This window comes from Streptomyces sp. NPDC043867 (assembly GCF_056435845.1).
This window is the reverse complement of the sequence record NZ_JBWKDS010000030.1, coordinates 18,326-38,437: the sequence shown is the minus strand read 5'-3', so window position 1 is coordinate 38,437 and position 20,112 is coordinate 18,326. Positions and strand designations below refer to the sequence as shown.

The window sequence follows — 20,112 nt, the reverse complement described above, 5'->3', positions numbered from 1 at the left end:
AAAAAAAAAAGGCCTGCCGTTTCCTCCGGCCCCCTTTTCCCCCCCGCGCTTTTTTTCCGCCCCCCTCCCGCCTACCCCCCGCCCGGCCGCCCGCCCGCCGGGCGTTCCAGCCGTCCGCCCGTCGGCCCCTCGGCCGGCCGCCGCCCGCCTTCCGCCGTTCCGCCGCCCTGGCGCCGGCCCGATTCCTGTCGCCGGCTTTCCCTGCGCCGGTGATTCCGCCGCCTCGTCATCCGCGGTCGCGACCCCGGTGGTCGCGCCCGCGACAGGGGGGCTTTTCGCGGGCACGCCTTCCGTGACCGCGCCTCCGGTGGCCGCGCCTCCGGTGGCCGCGCTTCCTCCGGAGGCGGGCTCGGGCCCCTCGGGTGCGGGCGGCAGTTCCTGCGTGTCCTCCTCCGCGAACGGCGGCGCCCCGGGCGGGTCGACGAAGGAGAACTCGTGGCCGGGCTCGCGAACGGCACCCGGCGTGAACCCGGGGTCCGGCGCGGACGGATACGGCGACCCGGAAGCCCCGCCACCGTCGGCCCCGTACGGGGACCCGTAAGCCGCGTCCGGGTCACGTGCGTGCGGCTGCCCGGAAGCCGCGCCGGGGCCAGCCACGCAGGGCTGCCCGGAAGCCGCGCCGGGGTCAGGCACGTAGGGCTGCCCGGAAGCCGCGCCGCCGGAGTCAGGTGTGTACGACTGACCTGACGCGCGCTCCCGGTCCGAGGTGTCCCGTGGGTCGCGGGCCGCCGTCCTGCCGGCCTCCCTTTCCCGCACCCGCCTCAGGAGGTCCGCCAGCGAGTCGGGCGCGCGCCCGCGCTCGACGTGCGTGGGCTCGATCGCCGGGCGCTCCGGCCGCGGGCCGGGTTCGGGCGGTGTCGGCACACTGCTCTCCTTCCGCGGGCGTGGGTCGTCGGCATCCCTGTGCAGAGATACGTGGACACCGAGCCGCAGGTTCAGCCGACGCTCCCCCGCATCCCGGCCAGGCGATCCACGCCGCCGAGCGGCCGCCCCGGGTGTGGCTCCAGATGAGCACCGCCACCATCCACGCACATCGCCATGACGCACCGAACGACGAGGCGACCGGCGTGCTCGGCGGCGCCGAACCCGGCGTACCGGGGTACTGGGCCTACAGCGTCGAGATCGCCCGCGCCTGGGAGCGGGCGCAGGAAGAGGCCGCGACACCGCACACCCGCAAGGTCGCCCTGCGCTCCGCGATGGTCATGAGCCCCGACCGGGGCGGGGTCTTCGACGTCCTGTCGCGACTGGCACGGCTCGGGCTCGGCGGCCCGGTCGCGGGAGGAAGTCAGTACATGTCCTGAATCCACGAGCGGGACTTCGTGCGTGCCGTCGAGTTCCTGATGGACCGGGACGACATCGCGGGGCCGGTGAACCTCGCCGCCCCCGCTCCCCTTCCACAGCGCGCGTTCATGCGGGAGCTGCGCGCGGCCTGAGGCGTCCCGGTCGGCCTGCCGGCGACGACGTGGATGGCCGAGCTCGGCGCCTTCGCGCTGCGCCCGGACACCGAACTCCTCCTGAAGAGCCGTCGCGTGGTCCCCGGCCGCCTGCCGGCCACGGGCTTCTCCTCGACCACGGGCAGTGGCCGGACGTCGGGCGCGACCTGGTGCGCCGGTGGCGCGGTGAAGGCCGTCGCCGGCGGGCGGCATCGCTTCACGGGTGGCTTAACCGGTCGCACTCCGTGGGGTGAGCGACTACCTTCCGGCTGAGGTGCGGTGAGGCGCGACACGAGGGAGCAGCCGGGTATGGACAGTCAGGGCCCGCGAACCGACCGCCTGGGTTTGCTGCTCGATCAGTTCGACCACGCCAGGGAGATGGCCCAGGTCCGGCTGGCGGGGCTAGGGCCTGTCGTTTGGATCACGCCGGCGTCGCGGGGTCTGGCACGCACATCTGCGGCGTTGTCGTCGGTCGGGTCGGTCAGGACGAACCGTCGGTCACAGCCAGCCTGATCCAAACGACAGGCCCTAGGCGAGGAGGAGTACCTGTGGGAACCGGTGCCCGGTTGCTGGTCGCTCCGGCGCCGGGGCGAGGCGACGACACCGAGGGCGTTCGGGCCGGGCGAGTGGGTTCTCGACCTGGGAAACCCGGACATCCCGGCGAGCGAGTACGCCGAGGTGGCCCGGCAGGCGGCCGGCGGCATGACCGTGGCCAAGATCGCCGACGACTGGAGTGTCGGTGTCGAGCGGGTCGAGGAGATCCTCGCCCACACCGGTACGCCCGAGCCCGACGAGACGCCCGTCACGACCATCGCCTGGCGGCTGGCCCACCTGCACTTCCACTTCGCGGGCGGATGGGAGTGGACCTTCGGTGAACGGCGGCACGAACCGAAGCTGCTGGTCGACTTCACCCCCTCCCCCGCCCTGGCACTCGAGCGCTTCTGGGCACTGATCGACCGCTGGCGCGACAGTGTCGGTGCCGTCACCGACGAGCAGCTCGACACGGTCGGCTTCTCGCAGTACCCGTACGGCTCCGCCCCCGACGACCCCTTCATCACCGTGCTGTCGGGGGCCAACCTCGAGTTCATCCACCACATGGCCGAGATCGCCCTGCTCCGCGACCTGTGGCGGACCCGCGTCACCGCTCCCCGCCGGGGCCTGTCCGGGGCCGACTCGCGCGAGCCGGACGAAAGTCCGCCGGCAGGACGTCCATGACGGATCGTCACGCGGCAGAGTGACGCGGCGTACCGGTCGCAGCCCTCCGTGAGCGACTGCGGCCGGCACGTCACGGCAGACCCTAGGCCGGTACGCAGCCGATCGAGCCCGCGGGCAGGTTGTTGCCCGTGGAGGTGGCGGTGAAGCCGAAGGTGACACTGCCGTCGGCGGCGATGACGCGGTTGTAGTCGACGTTCTTGACCGTGACCGTGCCGTCCGTGCCGGTGGACAGGGACCCGTTCCACACGCTACTGATCTTGGTCCCCGTGCCCGGCTTCCACGCCACGGCCCAGCCGTTGCGCGGCTCCGTGCCGTGGTTCATCACCTCGACGGACGCCTGGAAGCCGCCGCTCCAGGAGTTCACGACGGTGTACTGGGCCATGCACGATCCGGTGTGCGGATCCGAGGGAGTCGGGGTCGGGGTGGGCGTCGGGGTCGGGGTCGGGGTGGGTGTGGGTGTGGGTGTGGGTGTGGGTGTGGGTGTGGGGGTGGGTGTCGGCGTGCCGCCCGGGTTCCTGATGCCGGTCACCTCTCCGTTGCCGCCGTCGAAGACGATGTCGGAGCAGGAGAAGAAGTTCTCCTGACTGTCGGACCGCACCCACTGGATGAAGATCAGGGCGTTGCCCGAACGGCCGGAGGGCAGAGCCAGGTCCCAGGAGTAGTGGCCGCCGTCGGCACCCGGTGACCCCTGCTGGGGCGGATTGGTGACGGTCTGGATCAGGTCCAGGTCGCCCCAGCCCAGCTGGGACGTGGGCGACCAGCCGGGCTTGGACAGGTAGACCCGGAACGAGCCCGGGTGCGCCGCCCAGTTGCTGTACTGCACCTGCATGGTCTTCCCCGACGTCAGATGCGTCCTGGGCCAGTCGGCGCGGGCCGCGTTGTAGCCGGAGAAGTCGTACGGCGACCGGTCGCCGGCACTGCACAGGGTGCCGTCCGGCACATAACCGGCGCCCCGGCCGCCCGCCTGGGAGTCGAGCACGGCGAACCAGTTGTACAGCGGTGTGGTGCCGCTCTTGTTCACGGCGTCCCGGCAGGCGGGATTCGTCGGGTCCAGTGCTCCGTTGCCCGTACGGGCGTCCAGGTAGCAGAGGTAGGTGCGCGAGCCGGGAAGCATCGCCACCCCGTGCGCCTGGGCGGAGCCCTGCCCCAGCAGGGTCATGCCGAGCGCCGCGAGCAGGGTGGCGAAGGCGGCCGCCATCGACAGAATGGTGCTGCGTCGAGCCATGCTTTTCTCCTTCCGGTCGTACTCGGTCGGGTGTGCGGGGTGGTGCGTCCTCCGGCCGACGGGTGCCCTCGGGTCCCCGCGCGTGGGTCGGGAAGCGGCTACCGCCCAGAAGCCGGGGCGTTGGAAGCCCCGCCCGTCCGGCGAGGGTGCCGGCCGGACGGGCGGGGAGTCGGGCACGCGCCGCCTCCCGGGCCGGCGAGCGATGCGCGGCGGATCCGACGCCGGACGTCACGCGCTCGTGCAGGCGGTCCCGTTCAGGCTGAAGGCCGTCGGCTTGGCGAATGCGGCGCGGAACCCGGCGGCGGTGGCGGTGATGCACTGCGGTCGCGGTCGCATGCGGGGGGTCCTCTCTCGGAGGGGCGGCCGGGGTGTGCGGTGGAACCGGTCGTCCTGGAGTCGGTGGGAGCGCTCCCACTCATGATTCGAGAGGGACTGTAGAAGTCACCCATGTCGCTGACAAGAGGGTGGACGGGACAGCATGGACGCAATTTCGAAGCCGCTGGTCCGAGGGGTGTTCCCTCGGCGGGGCTCCGAGTGCGTTCTTTCCGGGAGCGCTCCCGGAAGGCGCCTCGCGCCTCCGAAGTCGCCGGAGTGGGCCGCTCCGAGGCACGGCACCGGATGCCGGCGGCGGCGCGCCCGCCGGTGCCGGGATCCTCCGGTGCCGCGCGCTCAGGCGGAGTCGCGCAGTACCAGTTCCGTCCGGAGGATGACATGCCGCCAGGCCACGGCCGGCTCCTTCATCTCCTCCTCGAGCAGCCCCACCATGGCCCGGCCGATCTCTTCCACCGGCTGACGGACCGTGGTCAGTTTGGGGTCCGTGTGCTGGGCCAGCAGGAAGTCGTCGAAGCCGACCACTCCGACGTCGTCGGGAACCCGGCGGCCCGCCGCGCGCAGGGCGGTCAGCGCACCGGCGGCGGTGGTGTCCGAGGCGGCGAACACCCCGTCGATCCCGGGGTGCCGCTCGATGAGGCCGGTCATCGCCCGGCGTCCGCTCTCCTCGGTGAAGTCGCCCTCCACGACGAGGGACGGCACGTCCTCGGCTCCCGCGCGCCGCAGCGCCTCCCGGTAGCCGCGCAGCCGGCACTGGGCGACGTACATGTCGAGCGGACCGGTGATGGTGGCGATGGTCCTGCGTCCGCTGTCCAGCAGGTGGGAGACCGCGTCGCGAGCACCGCCGACGTTGTCCGCGTCGACGTACGTCACGCACTCGTCGCCCGTGCGCCGCCCCAGCAGAACCGTGGGCAGACCGGCTTGCGCGAGCATGTCCGGCAGCGGGTCCTGGGCGCGGACGGACATCATCAGGACCCCGTCCACCCGGCCGCCGCGCGCGTACTCCACGAAGCGCTGCCGCTCGGTCTCGGAACGGATCAGCGTCAGGAGCAGTTGCACCCCGCTGTCGGTCAGGGCGTCACCGACCGAGCGGACGATCTCGCTGAAGAAGGGCTCTCCGAACAGCCGCCAGTCCTTCTCCGTCATCACCAGCGCCACGGCGTCGGCGCGACGGCCGGCCAGTGAGCGGGCGGCCAGGTTGGGCACGTAGCCCAGTTCGTCGATGGCGCGGCGCACCGCGTCCCGGGTCGAAGCGCGCACGCCCACCGCGTTGTTGATGACGCGGGAGACGGTGCCGCGCCCCACACCGGCGCGGGCGGCCACCTCCTCCAGCGTCGGGACACCGGGACGCTGCCTGCCCATACCCCACCCCCATCTCCCACCCGAGATCACCCGATACTACGACCCGCCCGGTGCGCGGGGGCCGGGACCGGTCATCGGCGTCGCCGTCCGGCTGATCCGCTGTCAGGAACCGCGGGGGCGACCGGTGTTCACCGGCAGGGGCACTGAGTACGGCACGACGGCGCGGGGAGCTGCTCCGGCCGACCGGTGGACGGCCACGGGCAGGTGTGGCGAGGCCGGGCGCGGGGCGCAAGTCGAGGGGCTCCGGTGCCGTGCGGCACCGGAGCCCCTGGTTCTACAACACCATCTGCCGGCCTACATCTGCGCCGGCCTTCTGTTTCCGCACGGTCGCCGGGGGGACGTGGGCGAGTGCGGGGATCGCTGATGCTTAACCGTGTGACCACCTTCCGTTCCGGGGCCTGCGGTACCCGGGATGACTACGCGCTCACCCGGGCGATCCTGATGGTGTCGACCTCCTTCGTGCTTGTCCTGCTCGATCGACCTGCATCTTCGGTTCCTGCGTACGACTGGCGGCTCCTGTGAGCCGCCAGGCCCAGCAGCCAGTGACAGGACCCCGGCTTTCTCCGGCCCTGTCACTCCGCTGCCGTGCCTTGGCACTGCGGGTACTGCACATACGGCAGTTCGCCTCTGCCGCCTCAACGACTTCTTGGCTACGAGGAAGACACTAGCCTCACGCAACGCCGAATGTCTACTCCCGCCACGACAGATTTCCTGCGACACGAGAAAGCGGACTCCTGAGGTGTCCGAGCCCGGAAAAGCTACCCGGCCGCCCCTCCCGCCGGCGCCGCTCCGAGCCTCGGCAGAACTGCTCGTGCACCACGGGAACTCCGCCCGGGTGGACTCCGGCGCCCGCCCGGTGGCGCGCCGGCTCGTGGCGCGGTGGGATCAATCATGTGCGAGGCGGCGGACCGGGGGCAGAGGAACCCGTGGAAGCCAGACAGTCGGCAGCCGGTGAAGGGATGAACATCGTGTCACGACCGAGGATCTTGGTAGTGGGAGCGGGCTTCGCGGGAGTGGAGTGCGTCCGGCGGCTGGAACGCAAGCTCACACCGAACGAGGCGGAACTGGCTCTGGTGACACCGTTCTCCTACCAGCTGTATCTGCCACTCCTGCCGCAGGTCGCCTCCGGGGTGCTGACCCCCCAGTCGGTCGCGGTGTCGCTGCGCCGGAGCCGCAAGTACCGCACGCGCATCATCCCCGGCGGTGCCATCGGCGTGGACCTGAAGGCCAAGGTGTGCGTCGTCCGCAAGATCTCGGGTGAGATCGTCAACGAGCGGTACGACCACATCGTGCTGGCACCGGGCAGCATCACCCGCACCTTCGACATCCCGGGCCTCACCGAGCACGCCCGGGGGATGAAGACGCTCGCCGAGGCCGTGTACATCCGTGACCACGTCATCTCGCAGCTCGACATCGCCGACGCCAGCGAGGACGAGACGGAGCGGGCGGCGCGGCTGCAGTTCGTGGTGGTCGGCGGGGGCTACGCGGGCACGGAGACCGCCGCGTGCCTGCAGCGCCTGACGCACAACGCCGTCAAGCGCTACCCGAGGCTCGACCCGAAGCTGATCAAGTGGCACCTGATCGACATCGCGCCGAAGCTCATGCCCGAGCTGGGCGACAAGCTGGGGCGCAGCGCCCTGCACATCCTGCGCAAGCGGGGCATCGACGTCTCCCTGGGGGTGTCCATCGCGAAGGCGGGCCCCGACGAGGTCACGTTCACCGACGGCCGGGTGATCCCCACCCACACCCTGATCTGGACCGCGGGTGTCGCGGCGAGCCCGCTGATCGCCACCCTGGGGGCCGAGACGGTCAAGGGGCGGCTGGCGGTCACCTCGGAGATGTGCCTGCCCGGCCACGACGGCGTCTTCGCGCTCGGCGACTCCGCCGCCGTGCCGGACGAGGCCAAGGACACGGCGGGCGCCATCTGCCCGCCGACCGCGCAGCACGCGCTGCGGCAGGGCAGGCACGTCGCGGACAACGTCATCGCGTCGCTGCGCGGGCAGCGGATGACGCCGTACGTGCACAAGGACCTGGGGCTCGTCGTCGACCTCGGCGGCATGGACGCCGTGTCCAAGCCGCTAGGTGTGGAGCTGCGCGGACTGCCGGCTCTGATCGCCGCCCGCGGCTACCACTGGTCGGCGCTGCGCACCAACGTGGCGAAGGTCAGGGTGGCGACGAACTGGGCGCTGAACTCGGTGGCCGGCGACGACTTCGTCCGTACGGGATTCCTGACCCGTACGCCGGCGACCCTGCGGGACTTCGAGTACACGAACGCCTATCTGACGCCCGAGCAGCTCCGGGAGCGCGTCGAGGGCCGGTGACAGGCCGGGGCACTTCCCGCCGCGGGGAAGTGCCCTCTGACCGGGGACGCGCTGCTCGGCACGGGTGACAGGATGCGCGGCCGGCGGGTGTGTGCCGACACCCGGCCGTCACCCGAACCGGTCAGGATCGGAGAAGCGCACCTCGGCCGGTCACAACTAGCGTGACGGGCATGGCATCCATCGCATCCGTCACCCTTCACGTAGCCGACCCCACGGCCGCCCGCCGCTTCTGCACCACCGCCTTCGGTCTCGGCGAGCAGGTGCGTCTGCGCGCCTCGGAGGCACCCACGTCCGGCTTCCGCGGATTCACGCTGTCCCTCACGGTGGCGCAGCCGGCCACCGTCGACAACCTCGTCGGCGCCGCCCTGGACGCCGGTGCCGAGCCGCTGAAGCCTGCCGCGAAGTCGCTCTGGGGCTACGGCGGTGTCGTCCGGGCTCCGGACGGGACGGTCTGGAAGGTGGCGACGTCGGCGAAGAAGGACACCGGCCCGGGCACCCGGCAGATCGACGACATCGTGCTCCTGCTGGGCGTGGCGGACGTGGCCGCGAGCAAGCGGTTCTACGTCGAGCACGGCCTCGCCGTGGCGAAGAGCTTCAGCCGCGTGTACGTCGAGTTCGAGGCCGGGCCGGGCCCCGTCAAGCTGGCGCTGTACCGGCGCCGCGCCCTGGCCAAGGACGCCGGGGTCTCCCCCGACGGCACGGGATCGCACCGGCTGACGATCGGCGGCGACGGCGGACCGTTCACCGACCCGGACGGATTCGCGTGGGAGACTGCGCAGGTGGCGTCGACGGCCTGACGTGACAGTGCCGGCCCCTGCCTCACCCCGGGAAACGTCCCGTGTGGCGCAGCTGCCAGCGTCTTTCCGCGTAGGCCAGGTCGTCGCGCCACAGGCGGCCCGCGGCGGCTCGCATCAGCGGGCGGAGCAGGGGCGCCGCGCCGCGGGCGACGGCGAAGCCTCGGCGGTCCGACGCGGCCACGACGGCTTCGGTCACCGCGGTGCGCGGGCGGCCGAGTGCGTCCGGGGCCAGCGGGGTCGCGTGGGTCTCGACCACCGAGCCCTGTCCCTCCCCGTCGGTGATGTGCATGACCACCGTGCGGGGTTCCGGTGCCGTGAACACCGCCCGTACCGGCACGACGAGCCGGCCGGTGAGCTTGAAGGAGACGTCCACGGCGAACCCGTCGGCACGGTCGGCGTCGTCGCCGGACCCCGGGTCGGCGGGGCTGCGGACGACGGTCAGGTCCACGAAGGAGTACGGGTGGAACCAGGCCCCGTGCCAGGGGTCGAGGCGGTTGGCCACCACGTCCTCCGGCTCGCACCCGCCGACCGCGCCGTACACGGCCTCGACCGCCCCCGACAGCGGCGGTCGCACCGGTAGCACCGGTGCGGGCAGCGGCTCCTCCTTGCCGACCGCGTCGAGGCGCACCCACACCAGCACCCCGTCGTCGTGCGCGGGCAGGGGCTCCCAGCCGGCCGCGGGGCCGCCGTCCAGGGCGAGGCCGTGCCAGTGGCAGACGAGAGTGCCGCAGCGGACGGGGCTGCGGGCCAGCGGTGCGCCCAGGTGCGGGCACACCCCCGGCCCGGCCACGAGCCGTCCGCCCGCGTCCCGCCAGACGACGACTTCCTGCCCGGCGACGGAGCAGGCCAGAGGGCGGGCCGGATTGAGGTCCCGGGTGGCGCCGACGACGTACCAGTTGCCCGACGGGCGGGCGAGGGCCCGCTTCAGCGCGTCGGCGATGACGCCCGGCCGCGCCTCGCACCAGGTGGGTTGCTGCTTCTCCCAGGCGAGGGGACGGCGGCGCAGCCGCAGCGGCAGCCGTCGCGGGGCGGGTCGGCGGGCGCTGTTCACGCCGCCTCCTTGCGCCGGGACGGCCACGCGCGGCCTTCGCGGGAGGCGGGGCGGGCGGGCCCCGATGGCGTGCGGTCCGTGCCGCGGGCTCTGGCCCGCGCGGCCAGCACGCGCACCAGGCCGTCCAGCGCGACGGCGGTCCGCCGGCGCCGGGGCACCACCGCACGGCGGTGCAGGACGGCGTATCCCTCGTCGGCGACGGTGTCGAGAATGGCTCCGTAGAGGACGAACGCGGTGCGGATGCAGGGCCGTGACACCGGGGCGAGCATGGCCAGGCCGGGGGCGGCCGCGCGGTAGACACCGCGGGTCAGGTCCTCGGCGGCGCGCAGGGCCGCGGTGATCCGGGAGTCGCGGCGGCCCGTGTCCCGGCTCCAGCGCAGCAGGGCCCGGTCGACGCCGTGGGCGCCCAGCAGGTCCGCGGGCAGGTACACGCGCCCCCGGTCGAGGTCCTCCCCCACGTCGCGGAGGAAGTTGGTGAGCTGGAAGGCCACACCGAGCGCCGCCGCGTGCGGGGCGGCCTCCTCGCGCGGTACGACCGTGCCGAGCACCGGCAGCATCTGCAGCCCGATGACGGCGGCCGAACCGTGCATGTAGCCGTACAGGTCCGCGTAGGTCGCGTAGTCCGTGACGTGCAGGTCGCTGCGCATCGAGGCCATGAAGTCGGTGAAGTGGCGGTGGTCGATGCGGTAGCGGGCGGCGGTGTCGGCGAGGGCCGCGACCACCGGCTCGTCCACCGGGCCGTCCCGGCGCAGGCCGCGGCTCAGGCGGGTCTCCAGCCGGGCGAGCGCCGCGGTGCGGTCGTGGACGGTGCGGCGCTCGTCCAGGGCGTCGACGATGTCGTCGGCCCAGCGGGCGAATCCGTACAGCGCGTGCACGGCCGGCCGCCGCGCCACGGGCAGGAGCCGGGTGGCGAGGAAGTAGGTCCGTCCGTGCCGCGCGTTGAGTGTGCGGCAGTGGGCGTAGGCGGCGCGCAGGTCCGGTTCGTGGATGCCGGCGGCATCGAGTTCGCGGTCGGTCATGGGCGGACGCCTTCGACGGTCGTACGGCGGACGGGTGGGCGGGGGCCCCGGCGGGCGCGGGGGCCCGTGATGCGGGCCGCGGCGAGCTTGCCGGAGATGAGGACGGTCGGTACGCCGACGCCCGGGGTGGTCCCGCAGCCCGCCAGCACCGCGTTCTCGGTGCCGGCGACGAGGTTCCGCGGGCGGAAGGGGCCGGTCTGCGCGAACGTGTGCGCCGCCGAGAAGGGCGTACCGGCGGCGTGCCCCTGGCCGTGCCAGTCGGCCGGGGTGACCAGGCACTGCTCCTCGATCGACGCGGCGATCCCGGTGAGTCCGCGGTGCTCCAGGACGTCCAGGAGGCTGTCGCGGTAGCGGGGTGCGAGGTCGCCCCAGGCGGCGACCCCGGGTCCGATGTCGGTGTTGGGGCAGGGCGCCAGGATGTAGTGCAGGTGGCGGCCCTCGGGGGCGAGTGACGGATCGGTGGCGGTGGGACGGGTGATCAGCAGGGACGGGTCGGTCATCAGGCTCCCGGTCCTGGTCAGTTCGTCGAACGTGCCCTTCCAGGCCCGCCCGAAGGACAGCGTGTGGTGCCCGAGGCCCGGCCAGGTCCGGTCGGTGCCCGCGTGCAGGACGACGGCGGACGGCGCGTGCCGCAGGCGCAGCGGCCGGCGGGGGCGGCGGCCCAGCAGGCCGTAGGTGACGGGCAGGTCGGGGGTGAGCACGACGGCGTCGCACGGGATGCGGCCCTGGGAGGTGAGGACCGCGGTGACCCGCGCGCCGGAGCGTTCGAGAGCCGTCACGTCGTGCTCGTAGCGCAGTTCGGCACCCGCGTCCGCGGCGGCGTCGGCCATCGCCTGCGGCAGGGCGTGCATGCCGCCGCGCGGGAAGTACACCCCGGCGACGGTGTCCATGTACGCGATGACGGCGTACGCGGCGAGGGCCCGCTCCGGGGGCACTCCGGCGTACAGGGCCTGGAAGGAGAAGACGCGGCGCAGGCGTTCGTCGCCGAGGAAGCGTCCGATACGGGCGTCCAGTCTGCCGAACCCGCCGAGTGCGGCGAGTCGGCCGAGGTCCGGGGTGAGCAGTTGCAGCGGCGAGTCGAAGTTCGCGTCGATGAAGCGGCGCAGCTGCACGGCGTAGAGCCGCTCCAGCCAGTGGCGCAGCCGTCGGTAGCCGGCGGCCTCACCGGCCCCGGCGAAGCGTTCGATCTCGGCCTCCATGGCCTCCGCCCCGGTGTGGACGTCGAGTTCGCCGCCGTCGGCGAAGCGCGCCCGGTAGGCGGGGTGGAGGGGGATCAGGTCCACCCGGTCGTGGAGGCTGTCGCCGACGGCGGCGAACGCCTCGTCGGCAATGTCCGGCATGGTCAGCACGGTGGGGCCGGTGTCCATCCGGTACCCGGCGCGGTCGATGCGGCCGGCCCGCCCGCCCGGCAGGGTGCCGCGCTCGACGACGGTCACCCGGCGGCCCGCTCCCAGCAGGTGGAGTGCCGCCGACAGCCCGGCCAGGCCCGCGCCGACCACCACCACGTGGTCGGTGCGGCCGGGGATCGTCCTCGTCATCGTGTTCCTCCCGCGGCTCCGGCGCCGGTGAGACATGCGGTCGGGTCCTGCTCGGCGGTGCCCGGCGGTTCCGCCGCCGGGTCCGGGGCCGCTGTCACCCCGGCCGCCGCGCACATGAGGGCGTGCAGGCGCGTCCTGGCAACGGGCAGGAGTGTGGCCGCGGCGAGATGCTGGGTGCTGCGGGCCGCGAGCCGCTCGATCCTCCGCTCGACGGCGGTCCGCGCGCCGGTGGCCTCCAGGACGTGCCGCACCTCGGCGAGTTGGGCCGGGGTCAGGTCACCGGCGCCGACGCACCGCTCGAGAATTTCGATGGCCGCCGTGTCCCGGGCCTGCGTGGCACGCGCCCGCGCCACCGCGACCAGATAGGTGCGCTTGCCCTCGCGGATGTCGTCGCCGGACGGCTTGCCCGTGCCGCGCGGGTCGCCGAAGACGCCCAGCAGGTCGTCCCGGAGCTGGAAGGCGACTCCGGCGCAGCGCCCCGCCGCGCACAGGGCGTCCGTCGTGCCGGGGTCCGCTCCGGCCAGCGCGGCGCCCAGAGTCAGTGGCCGTTCCACCGAGTAGCGGGCGCTCTTGAGGCAGGCGGCGCGGATGGCCCGGGCCGGAGAGCCTGAGACGCTCGCCTGGTCGAGCACGTCCAGGTACTGGCCCGCCACCATCTCGGTGCGCATGGCCCGCCAGATCCGCTGGACGGCGGGCGGCGTCCCCGGGTCGGCGCCCAGGTCCGCGACGACATCGTCCGCCCAGGCGAGGGCCAGGTCGCCGGCGAGGATCGCCCCGGCCTCGCCCAGCGACCGGGCCCGCCGGCCGCCCAGTCGGGCGTACTGCGCGCAGAGGTCGACGTGCAGGGCCGGCCGGCCCCGGCGCAGTACGGACGCGTCCATGACGTCGTCGTGGACGAGCGCGCAGGTCTGGAGGAGTTCGAGCGCCGCGCCGATCCGCAGGGCGTGTTCGGTCTGGACGGCATTCCGTCCGCCGCCGCAGCCGCGCAGCGCCCACCACAGGAACTGCGGACGCATCCGCTTGCCGCCCTGCCGGGTGAACCGGGCGACCCGCTCGGCCACGTCGGCTCCGAAGTCGGTGTCCAGCGCGGACGCCTGGGTGACGCGTTCGCGCAGGACCGTGTCCAGCACACGTCCGACGGCGGCGGGCACGTCCGCGTCCACCGCCTCCGGGTGCGGGTGCGGGTGCGGGTGCGAGCCGCCGGACGGGCCCGAAGAGGCGCTCGCCTCCCGGAGGTTGTGCGGAGTCAGGGGTGCCGGGCCGATCGCGGGGTGCTCCCCGGCCCTCGTACGACGCATCCCGGTTCCTCTCGTCGTTGCGGACGCGGGTTTGCCGGAGCTGATTCGGCCGGGGTGGGCGTGGCGGATGCGATGGCGTCCTTTTTTCCCGTCCGCCGGGGTGGTTGGGGGTGCCGGGGCCGATCCGGACGGTGGCGGCCGCGAGCGGTGAAGCTACTGCGGGCTCCGACCGGGAGCGCGGCGACACACGAGCGGCACCCGGATCGGACGCTGTTCGGGTGAGCAACCAGGCCCACCTGGCGGTGCGTCGTACGCCACCGGGGCGGCGGGGGTACGACACCCGGCCAACGGGGCGTCACCGCGCCCGGCCCTGGAGAGTGGTCACGGCACCCGGCCGACGGCACGTCGTACCCCACCAGCACGGCGGGCACGGCGCCCAACCGGGTGAGCGGTCACGGCACTCGGCCGACGGGACGTCACCGCGCCGGGCCGCGAGGCTGGTCACAGCACCTGGCCGTCGGGACGCCGTATCCCACCGGGGCGGCGGGATACGACACCCGGCCGACGGGGCGTCACCGCGCCCGGCCTGGAGGGTGGTCACGGCGCCCGGCCTGGAGGGGCGTCACCGCGCCCCGCCGAGGGTGGTCACAGCAGTCGCCGTACCTGGGCGGCCTGCCCCGGTCCACTCATCCTCGCGGGGTGGCGCTGCGCCGACCGGCCTACCCCGCGCGCGGGTTCGGTGCGGCGCGCATCCGCGGGAGGGGTGCACGCGGAATGCTTCGGCGGGCGCATCCCCGTGCCCGCCGCCTTCCCCGCCGTACCCGAGGAGTGGAACCTGTGCTCGACGCGGACGTCGCCATCATCGGCGCGGGAGCCGCGGGCCTGTCCCTGGCGCACCGGCTCTCGTCCGGTGCCGCGGGCCGCCGTACCCCCTCCGTCGTCCTGCTCACGGCGCCGCCCGGGCCGCTGCGCCCGTCCCGCCGGACCTGGTGCTTCTGGGAGGCGGGGCCCGGTGTCTACGACCGTGCGCTGACGGCTTCCTGGCAGCGCCTCAGGGTCCGGGGCAAGGGGGGCTCCTCGACCGAGAGCCGTATCGCTCCCCTGCGCTACAAGATGCTGTGCTCGGACGACTTCGAGGAACTCGTCCACCACGATCTCGCCGACCGGGCCTCGGTCCGCGTGGTCGAGGCCGTCGTCGACAGTGTCGAGGGCCTGTCCGGCGGTGGTGCTCAGGTCCGCGGGTCCACCGCGGCGGGCGCGTCGGTGGACGTGCGTGCGCGCTGGGTGTTCGACTCGCGCCCGCTGGAGGCGCTCCCCGCGGCTCGCACCACCCTGCTGCAGCACTTCCACGGCTGGTTCGTGCGCACCGACCGCCCCGCCTTCGACCGGGACGTCGTGGACCTGATGGACTTCCGGACCCCGCAGCCCGCCCGGGGTCTCTCGTTCGGTTACGTGCTGCCCACGGGGCGCCGCACCGCGCTGGTCGAGTACACCGAGTTCTCGGCCGCGCCGCTGACCGCGCACCAGTACGACGCCGCCCTGCGCCACTACACGGGCGACGTCCTCGGTCTGGGCGCGTTCGAGGTCACCGCGCGGGAGACGGGCGCGATTCCCATGACGGACGCCGTGTTCGCCCGGCAGACCGGCGAGGCGATCTTCAGGATCGGCACGGCCGGCGGGGCCACCCGGCCGTCGACCGGGTACACCTTCGCGGCCGTGCAGCGTCAGACGCGCGCCGTCGCGGCAGCGTTCCGGGCCGGGCGCCGCCCGGCGCCTCCGCCGGCGCATTCGGTCCGCTCCCGTGCCATGGACGCCGTGCTGCTGCGCGCGCTGGCCACCGGGCGGATCGACGGCGCGGACTTCTTCTCCCATCTGTTCGGACGCGTCCCCGCGGAGCGTCTGCTGCGCTTCCTCGACGGACGCACGCGGCTGCGCGAGGACATCGCCGTCGGCCTGCACACCCCCGTCCTGCCGATGCTGCGTACGGCGGCCGAACTGCCCTGGCTGCCCCGGCGTCCGTCCGCGGAGACCTGACGCCGCCGAAGCGACCGCCCCCTGCCGGAAAACGAGGAGACTGCATGCCCCTGCTGTGCGACGCGGAGCTGGCCACGGCGTTCGACCGCGCCTCCCGCACCTACGACCGCCTGGTCGCCTTCAATCCCGGGTACCACGCCCATCTGCGGCGCTCCGTGCGCCGCCTGGCCCTCCCGGACGGCGGGGCCGGGCGGCGGGTGCTGGACCTCGGCTGCGGTACGGGGGCGTCCACCGCGGCGCTCGCCGCCGTGCTGCCCGGGGCGGACATCGTCGCGGTGGACGCGTCGGCGGGCATGCTGGAGCGGGCGGCGGCCAAGAGCTGGCCGGCGCGGGTGACGTTCCGGCACTCCTCGGCGGAGCGGCTGGCCGTGGAAGGGGTCGAGGGACCGTTCGACGCGGTCCTGGCGGCGTACCTGTTCCGCAACGTCGCCGATCCCGACCGGATCCTCGCGGCCGTCCGCGACCTGCTCGTCCCGGGCGGCAGACTCGCGGTGCACGAGTACACGCTCAGCGGTCTGCCCGCCCACCGCGCGGTGTGGAACGCGGTGTGCCGGGGCATCGTCCTGCCGGCCGGCACGGCCGCGGGGGACGGCCGCCTCTACCGCCATCTGTGGCGCAGTGTCGTCGAGTTCGACACGGCGCAGGCCTTCGGCGAGCGGGTGCGGCGCGCGGGCTTCGGGCAGGTGCGGGTGCTGCCGGTCCCGGGCTGGCAGACCGGCATCGTGCACACGGTGGTCGGCAGGCGCGAGGACGGCCAGCACGGCGGTGCCGCGTGAACCGGCGTACGGGCGGCGCGCCGCGGCGGGGCCGGGACCGGCGCGCCCGGGTGCTCCTCCCGCGTCCGGGCCGTCCACGGGTGACGGGAAAAGCGCCTTCTACCGCCGTGGTCGGCGGCGGTGTCGCGGGGCTCGCCGCCGCGACCGCTCTCGCCGAGCGGGGGGTGCGGGTGACGCTCTACGAACGGGACCAGGTGCTCGGCGGACGGGTCTCCGGCCGGCCCGTCACGCTCGCCGACGGGAGTCCGGCGACGATGAGCCGGGGCTTCCACGCGTTCTTCCGCCAGTACTACAACCTGCGGGGCCTGCTGCGCCGGGCCGATCCGGACCTCGGCATGCTCACCGCCCTGCCCGACTATCCCCTGCGGCACAGCAGCGGCCTGCACGACAGTTTCCGCCACGTGCCGCGCACGCCGCCCTGGAGCGCCCTGGGCTTCGCCGCCCTCAGTCCCACGTTCGGAGCACGCGATCTGCTGCGGATGAACCCGTCGGCGGCCCTTCCGCTGCTGGACGTGCGGGTCCCGGACGTCTACGACCGGTTGGACGGCACCAGCGCCCACGACTTCCTCGCCTCGATCCGCTTTCCCGCGGCGGCACACCATCTGGCCTTCGAGGTCTTCTCCCGCAGCTTCTTCGCCGATCCGCGGACGCTGTCCGCCGCGGAGATGGTGCTGATGTTCCACATCTACTTCCTGGGGTCCTCCGAGGGCCTGCTGTTCGACGTCCCCGGCGAACCCTTCCCGGCCGCGCTGTGGGAACCCCTGGCCCGCCGTCTCGACGCCCTCGGCGCACAGGTGCGCACCGCCACCCCCGTCGAATGCGTGGAGCCCGCTCCCCGGGGCGGCTACCGCGTCGTGCACTCCGGGGGCGAGCGGCACCACGACACGGTCGTGCTCGCCCTGGACACGGAAGGGCTGCGTACGGTCGTGGGCCGTTCCCCGGAGCTGGGGGACGCCGGCTGGCGCGCCCGGGTGGCGGGGCTGCGCACCGCTCCCCCGTTCCTCGTGTCCCGGCTGTGGCTGGACCGCCCGGTCGCCCCGCGCCGCCCCGGCTTCCTCGGGACGAGCGGGTTCGGCTCCCTGGACAACGTCAGCGTGCTCTCCGGCTGGGAGGGCGAGGCCGCCCGCTGGGCCGCCCGCACGGGCGGCTCCGTGGTCGAACTGCACGCCTACGCGCTGCCCGAGGACTGCGTACGGGACGTGGAGGAGAAGCGGCTCGTCGACCAGCTGCACCGGGTGTATCCGGAGACGCGGGCGGCCGGCGTCGTCGACGTGCGGCACGAGTGGCGCGCCGACTGCCCGCTCTTCCCGGTGGGCGGGTACGCCGACCGGCCCACCGTGCGGACGCCGGACCCGGGTCTGACGGTGGCGGGCGACCTGGTCCGTACGGATCTGCCCGTGGCGCTCATGGAGCGCGCGGCGACCTCCGGGTTCCTGGCCGCGAACGCGCTGCTGGAGGGCTGGGGCGTGCGCGGCCAGACCCTGTGGACCGTGCCCGACCGCGGACGCTCCGCCGTGCTGAGGGCACTGGCCGGCCGGGGGCGCGGCTGAGACGGCCCGCGGCGGGCGCGCGGCCCCGGTGACGCGTGGTGCAGGGGTTGCCCGGCCGCCCGTGCTGTGCCGTAATCGAAGAATCCGCGGGGCGGATCCTCGCGGTGTCGGAGCCGCGCCGGAAGGAGCGGCTGGAATGCACGAGTACGCATCCGGGCCTGGCGACGGGGCCACCGCGACGCCGGGAGGCCTGCTCGACCTGCTGCAGGTGGCGGCCGTGGTCCTGGACGGCGACGGACGGGTCGTGCTGTGGAGCCCCGAGGCCGAGCAGCTGCTCGGATACCTGGCGCGGGAGGCCCTGGACCGCAGGGCCGACGAGCTGCTGGTGTCCCCGGACAACCGGCGGCGGGCCCGGGACCTGTTCGCCCAGGTGCGGTCCGGTGCCGGATGGGCGGGCGTCTTCCCGCTCCAGCACCGGGACGGCACGGAGGTCCCGGTGGAGTTCCGCACCATGCGGCTGCGCGACCGTCAGGGGAACACGCTCCTGTTGGGCCTCGCGGCGGACGCCACCACCGTACGGGGCGTCGAGCGGGACCTGGCCCTGTCGCACAGTCTGGTCCGGCAGACGCCGCTGGGCATCGCCGTGTTCGACACGGATCTGCGGTGGGTGAGCGTCAATCCCGCCCTGGAGCGGATGAACGGCGTGCCCGGGGAAGCGGTCCTCGGACGCCGCATCGGGGAGGTCCTGCCGGATCTCGACGTCGAGGCGATCGAGTCGCGGATGCGGCATGTACTGGTCACGGGCAGGCCCCTGCTGGACCAGATGACCGTCGGCCGGACACCGGGGCACCCGGATCTCCGGGCGTTCTCGGAGTCGTACCACCGCATCGAGGACACGCACGGCCGCGTCCTCGGGCTGGCGATGGCCATCATCGACGTGACCGAGCGGCAGAACGCGGCGACGGAGGTTTCCGAGGCACGCGAACGGCTCTCGGTCATCGCGGACGCGGGCGCCCGCATCGGCACCACACTGGATCTTCAGCAGACCGCCCGCGAGCTCGCGGACGTGGCGGTGCCGCAGCTGGCCGACCTGGCCGCCGTCGACGTGCTGGAGACCGTGGTCACGCACGGCACCACCTCGGCGGTCACCGGCGACTCGCACGCCGAGTTCAGGGCACTCGCGGTCGCGGCCGGCTACCTCACCGACGCGATCCACGCGGCGGACCCGGTGGGCGAGCTGGCCACGTACAGCTCGTCGAGGATCATCACGCAGTGCGTGCGCGAGGCCCGGCCGGTGCTGGTGGAGCGGGTGGACGCGGCGATGATGCGGCGCATCGCCAGGGACGCGCACGCCGCCCAGGCCCTGCACACGGCAGGCGTCCACTCCTATCTCGCCGTCCCGCTGGTGGCCCGGGGAGAGGTCCTCGGCACGCTCAGCCTCTACCGCTCGGTCAACACGCGCGCCTTCGACGAGCAGGACCGCATCCTTGCCTCCGAGCTCGCCGCGCGGGCGGCCATCTGCGTCGACAACGCCCGCCTCTACGGGAGGGAACGCGCGGCCGCGCTGACCCTTCAGCGAAGTCTGCTGCCGCCCGCGCCCGCGGAGCACGCGGGCCTGGACATCGCCGCGCGCTATCTTCCGGCACTCAGCGAGGTGGGCGGCGACTGGTACGACGTGTTCTCCCTGGGGCCCGGCCGGACCGGGCTCATCGTGGGCGACGTGATGGGCAAGGGCGTCCAGTCGGCCGCGGTCATGGGGCAGTTGAGCACGGCCACCCGCGCCCTCGCCCGGCTCGACCTGCCGCCCGCCGAGCTGCTGCGCCATCTCGACGACATCACGGGATCGCTCGGCGAAACGATCGCCACGTGCGTCTACGCGGTGTGCGACCTCGGCCGGGGCAGCTGCGAACTCTCCAGCGCCGGCCACCTGCCGCCCGTCCTCATCCGGCCCGACGGCGGCGCCGGGCTCCTGGAGATCCCCGGCGGGGTGCCCCTGGGCGTCGGCGGCGTGGACTTCGGCACCATGGAAGTCGCCATGGCCCCGGGCTCCCTGCTCGCCCTGTACACCGACGGGCTGGTCGAGAACCGCTACGACCCCATCGACACGGGCCTGAACACGCTGACGCGACTGCTTCAGGGGCCGCAGCGCCCGCTCGAGACGACCAGCGACCAGCTGCTCGCCGCCCTGCGCCCCGAACCGGACGACGACGTGGCTCTGCTGCTGGTCCGCCGGCGGGCCTGACCGGACGCCCGACGGACCCGGTGGGACGCCGAGGCCCCGCG

General features: G+C 73.8%; 14 protein-coding genes and 2 pseudogenes. 10 read left to right on the top strand and 6 right to left on the bottom strand.

The window, feature by feature from the left end:
* Positions 1–959: 959 nt before the first annotated feature.
* From AC069T_RS26605 to AC069T_RS26595, 3 genes and pseudogenes are all read left to right on the top strand, one after another.
* Positions 960–1,687, top strand: a pseudogene (locus AC069T_RS26605) (Rossmann-fold NAD(P)-binding domain-containing protein); the annotation flags it as partial.
* A gap of 55 nt (positions 1,688–1,742) precedes the next feature.
* A pseudogene (locus AC069T_RS26600) lies at positions 1,743–1,835 on the top strand (DinB family protein); the annotation flags it as partial.
* Between the two features lie 144 nt (positions 1,836–1,979).
* On the top strand, positions 1,980–2,648 hold the full coding sequence (locus AC069T_RS26595) for a DinB family protein (protein ID WP_478785167.1): 669 nt from the start codon (positions 1,980–1,982) through the stop codon (positions 2,646–2,648).
* Between the two features lie 82 nt (positions 2,649–2,730).
* Here the strand turns inward: AC069T_RS26595 and AC069T_RS26590 are convergent, their stop codons facing one another.
* Positions 2,731–3,873, bottom strand: a complete 1,143-nt coding sequence (locus AC069T_RS26590) for a lytic polysaccharide monooxygenase (RefSeq protein WP_478785131.1) — start codon at positions 3,871–3,873, stop codon at positions 2,731–2,733.
* Positions 3,874–4,542: 669 nt separating this feature from the next.
* A complete protein-coding gene (locus AC069T_RS26585) occupies positions 4,543–5,565 on the bottom strand; it encodes a LacI family DNA-binding transcriptional regulator (RefSeq protein WP_358855915.1) in 1,023 nt (340 codons plus the stop codon).
* Between the two features lie 375 nt (positions 5,566–5,940).
* Here AC069T_RS26585 and AC069T_RS26580 point away from each other — a divergent pair, with 375 nt between their 5' ends.
* The 3 genes from AC069T_RS26580 to AC069T_RS26570 all read left to right on the top strand — a co-directional run bounded on the left by AC069T_RS26580 (position 5,941) and on the right by AC069T_RS26570 (position 8,683).
* A complete protein-coding gene (locus AC069T_RS26580; protein WP_478785130.1) occupies positions 5,941–6,087 on the top strand; it encodes a hypothetical protein in 147 nt (48 codons plus the stop codon).
* A gap of 437 nt (positions 6,088–6,524) precedes the next feature.
* Positions 6,525–7,886: an NAD(P)/FAD-dependent oxidoreductase gene (locus AC069T_RS26575; RefSeq protein ID WP_478785129.1), complete on the top strand. Its 1,362-nt coding sequence runs from the start codon at positions 6,525–6,527 to the stop codon at positions 7,884–7,886.
* A 170-nt stretch (positions 7,887–8,056) separates the two neighbouring features.
* Entirely contained in the window at positions 8,057–8,683 is a 627-nt protein-coding gene (locus tag AC069T_RS26570; RefSeq protein WP_478785128.1) for a glyoxalase, read from the top strand.
* Positions 8,684–8,705: 22 nt separating this feature from the next.
* On the opposite strand, the gene AC069T_RS26565 is transcribed toward AC069T_RS26570, so the two are convergent.
* Genes AC069T_RS26565 through AC069T_RS26550 form a run of 4 tightly spaced genes read right to left on the bottom strand, consistent with a single transcriptional unit; the run spans position 8,706 to position 13,589 of the window.
* Positions 8,706–9,734 (bottom strand): Rieske (2Fe-2S) protein, encoded by a 1,029-nt coding sequence (locus tag AC069T_RS26565; protein ID WP_478785127.1) that lies wholly within the window; start codon positions 9,732–9,734, stop codon positions 8,706–8,708.
* Positions 9,731–10,753: a phytoene/squalene synthase family protein gene (locus tag AC069T_RS26560; protein ID WP_478785126.1), complete on the bottom strand. Its 1,023-nt coding sequence runs from the start codon at positions 10,751–10,753 to the stop codon at positions 9,731–9,733. Before AC069T_RS26560 ends, AC069T_RS26565 begins: the two co-directional genes overlap by 4 nt.
* Positions 10,750–12,291, bottom strand: a complete 1,542-nt coding sequence (crtI, locus tag AC069T_RS26555; RefSeq protein ID WP_478785125.1) for a phytoene desaturase family protein — start codon at positions 12,289–12,291, stop codon at positions 10,750–10,752. The genes AC069T_RS26560 and crtI overlap by 4 nt, the downstream gene beginning before the upstream one ends.
* Entirely contained in the window at positions 12,288–13,589 is a 1,302-nt protein-coding gene (locus AC069T_RS26550) for a polyprenyl synthetase family protein (RefSeq protein WP_478785124.1), read from the bottom strand. The genes crtI and AC069T_RS26550 overlap by 4 nt, the downstream gene beginning before the upstream one ends.
* A gap of 777 nt (positions 13,590–14,366) precedes the next feature.
* Between AC069T_RS26550 and AC069T_RS26545 the strand changes: the two genes are divergently transcribed.
* The 4 genes from AC069T_RS26545 to AC069T_RS26530 all read left to right on the top strand — a co-directional run bounded on the left by AC069T_RS26545 (position 14,367) and on the right by AC069T_RS26530 (position 20,071).
* Positions 14,367–15,563, top strand: coding sequence for a lycopene cyclase family protein (locus AC069T_RS26545; RefSeq protein ID WP_478785123.1), 1,197 nt, complete (start codon positions 14,367–14,369; stop codon positions 15,561–15,563).
* A 44-nt stretch (positions 15,564–15,607) separates the two neighbouring features.
* Positions 15,608–16,339: a class I SAM-dependent methyltransferase gene (locus AC069T_RS26540; RefSeq protein ID WP_478785122.1), complete on the top strand. Its 732-nt coding sequence runs from the start codon at positions 15,608–15,610 to the stop codon at positions 16,337–16,339.
* Positions 16,336–17,889 carry an FAD-dependent oxidoreductase gene (locus AC069T_RS26535; protein ID WP_478785121.1) on the top strand — a complete coding sequence of 518 codons (1,554 nt, stop codon included), beginning with the start codon at positions 16,336–16,338 and terminating at the stop codon, positions 17,887–17,889. The genes AC069T_RS26540 and AC069T_RS26535 overlap by 4 nt, the downstream gene beginning before the upstream one ends.
* A 136-nt stretch (positions 17,890–18,025) precedes the next feature.
* On the top strand, positions 18,026–20,071 hold the full coding sequence (locus AC069T_RS26530) for a SpoIIE family protein phosphatase (protein WP_478785120.1): 2,046 nt from the start codon (positions 18,026–18,028) through the stop codon (positions 20,069–20,071).
* The last annotated feature ends 41 nt before the right edge of the window (positions 20,072–20,112 follow it).

Excerpts from the sequence above, each read along its gene's own strand:
- AC069T_RS26540 (WP_478785122.1), top strand. The coding sequence starts at position 15,608 with ATGCCCCTGCTGTGCGACGCGGAGCTGGCCACGGCGTTCGACCGCGCC.
- AC069T_RS26590 (WP_478785131.1), bottom strand. The coding sequence starts at position 3,873 with ATGGCTCGACGCAGCACCATTCTGTCGATGGCGGCCGCCTTCGCCACC.
- AC069T_RS26530 (WP_478785120.1), top strand. The coding sequence starts at position 18,026 with ATGCACGAGTACGCATCCGGGCCTGGCGACGGGGCCACCGCGACGCCG.
- AC069T_RS26575 (WP_478785129.1), top strand. The coding sequence starts at position 6,525 with ATGAACATCGTGTCACGACCGAGGATCTTGGTAGTGGGAGCGGGCTTC.
- AC069T_RS26550 (WP_478785124.1), bottom strand. The coding sequence starts at position 13,589 with ATGCGTCGTACGAGGGCCGGGGAGCACCCCGCGATCGGCCCGGCACCC.
- AC069T_RS26585 (WP_358855915.1), bottom strand. The coding sequence starts at position 5,565 with ATGGGCAGGCAGCGTCCCGGTGTCCCGACGCTGGAGGAGGTGGCCGCC.
- crtI (WP_478785125.1), bottom strand. The coding sequence starts at position 12,291 with ATGACGAGGACGATCCCCGGCCGCACCGACCACGTGGTGGTGGTCGGC.
- AC069T_RS26570 (WP_478785128.1), top strand. The coding sequence starts at position 8,057 with ATGGCATCCATCGCATCCGTCACCCTTCACGTAGCCGACCCCACGGCC.
- AC069T_RS26560 (WP_478785126.1), bottom strand. The coding sequence starts at position 10,753 with ATGACCGACCGCGAACTCGATGCCGCCGGCATCCACGAACCGGACCTG.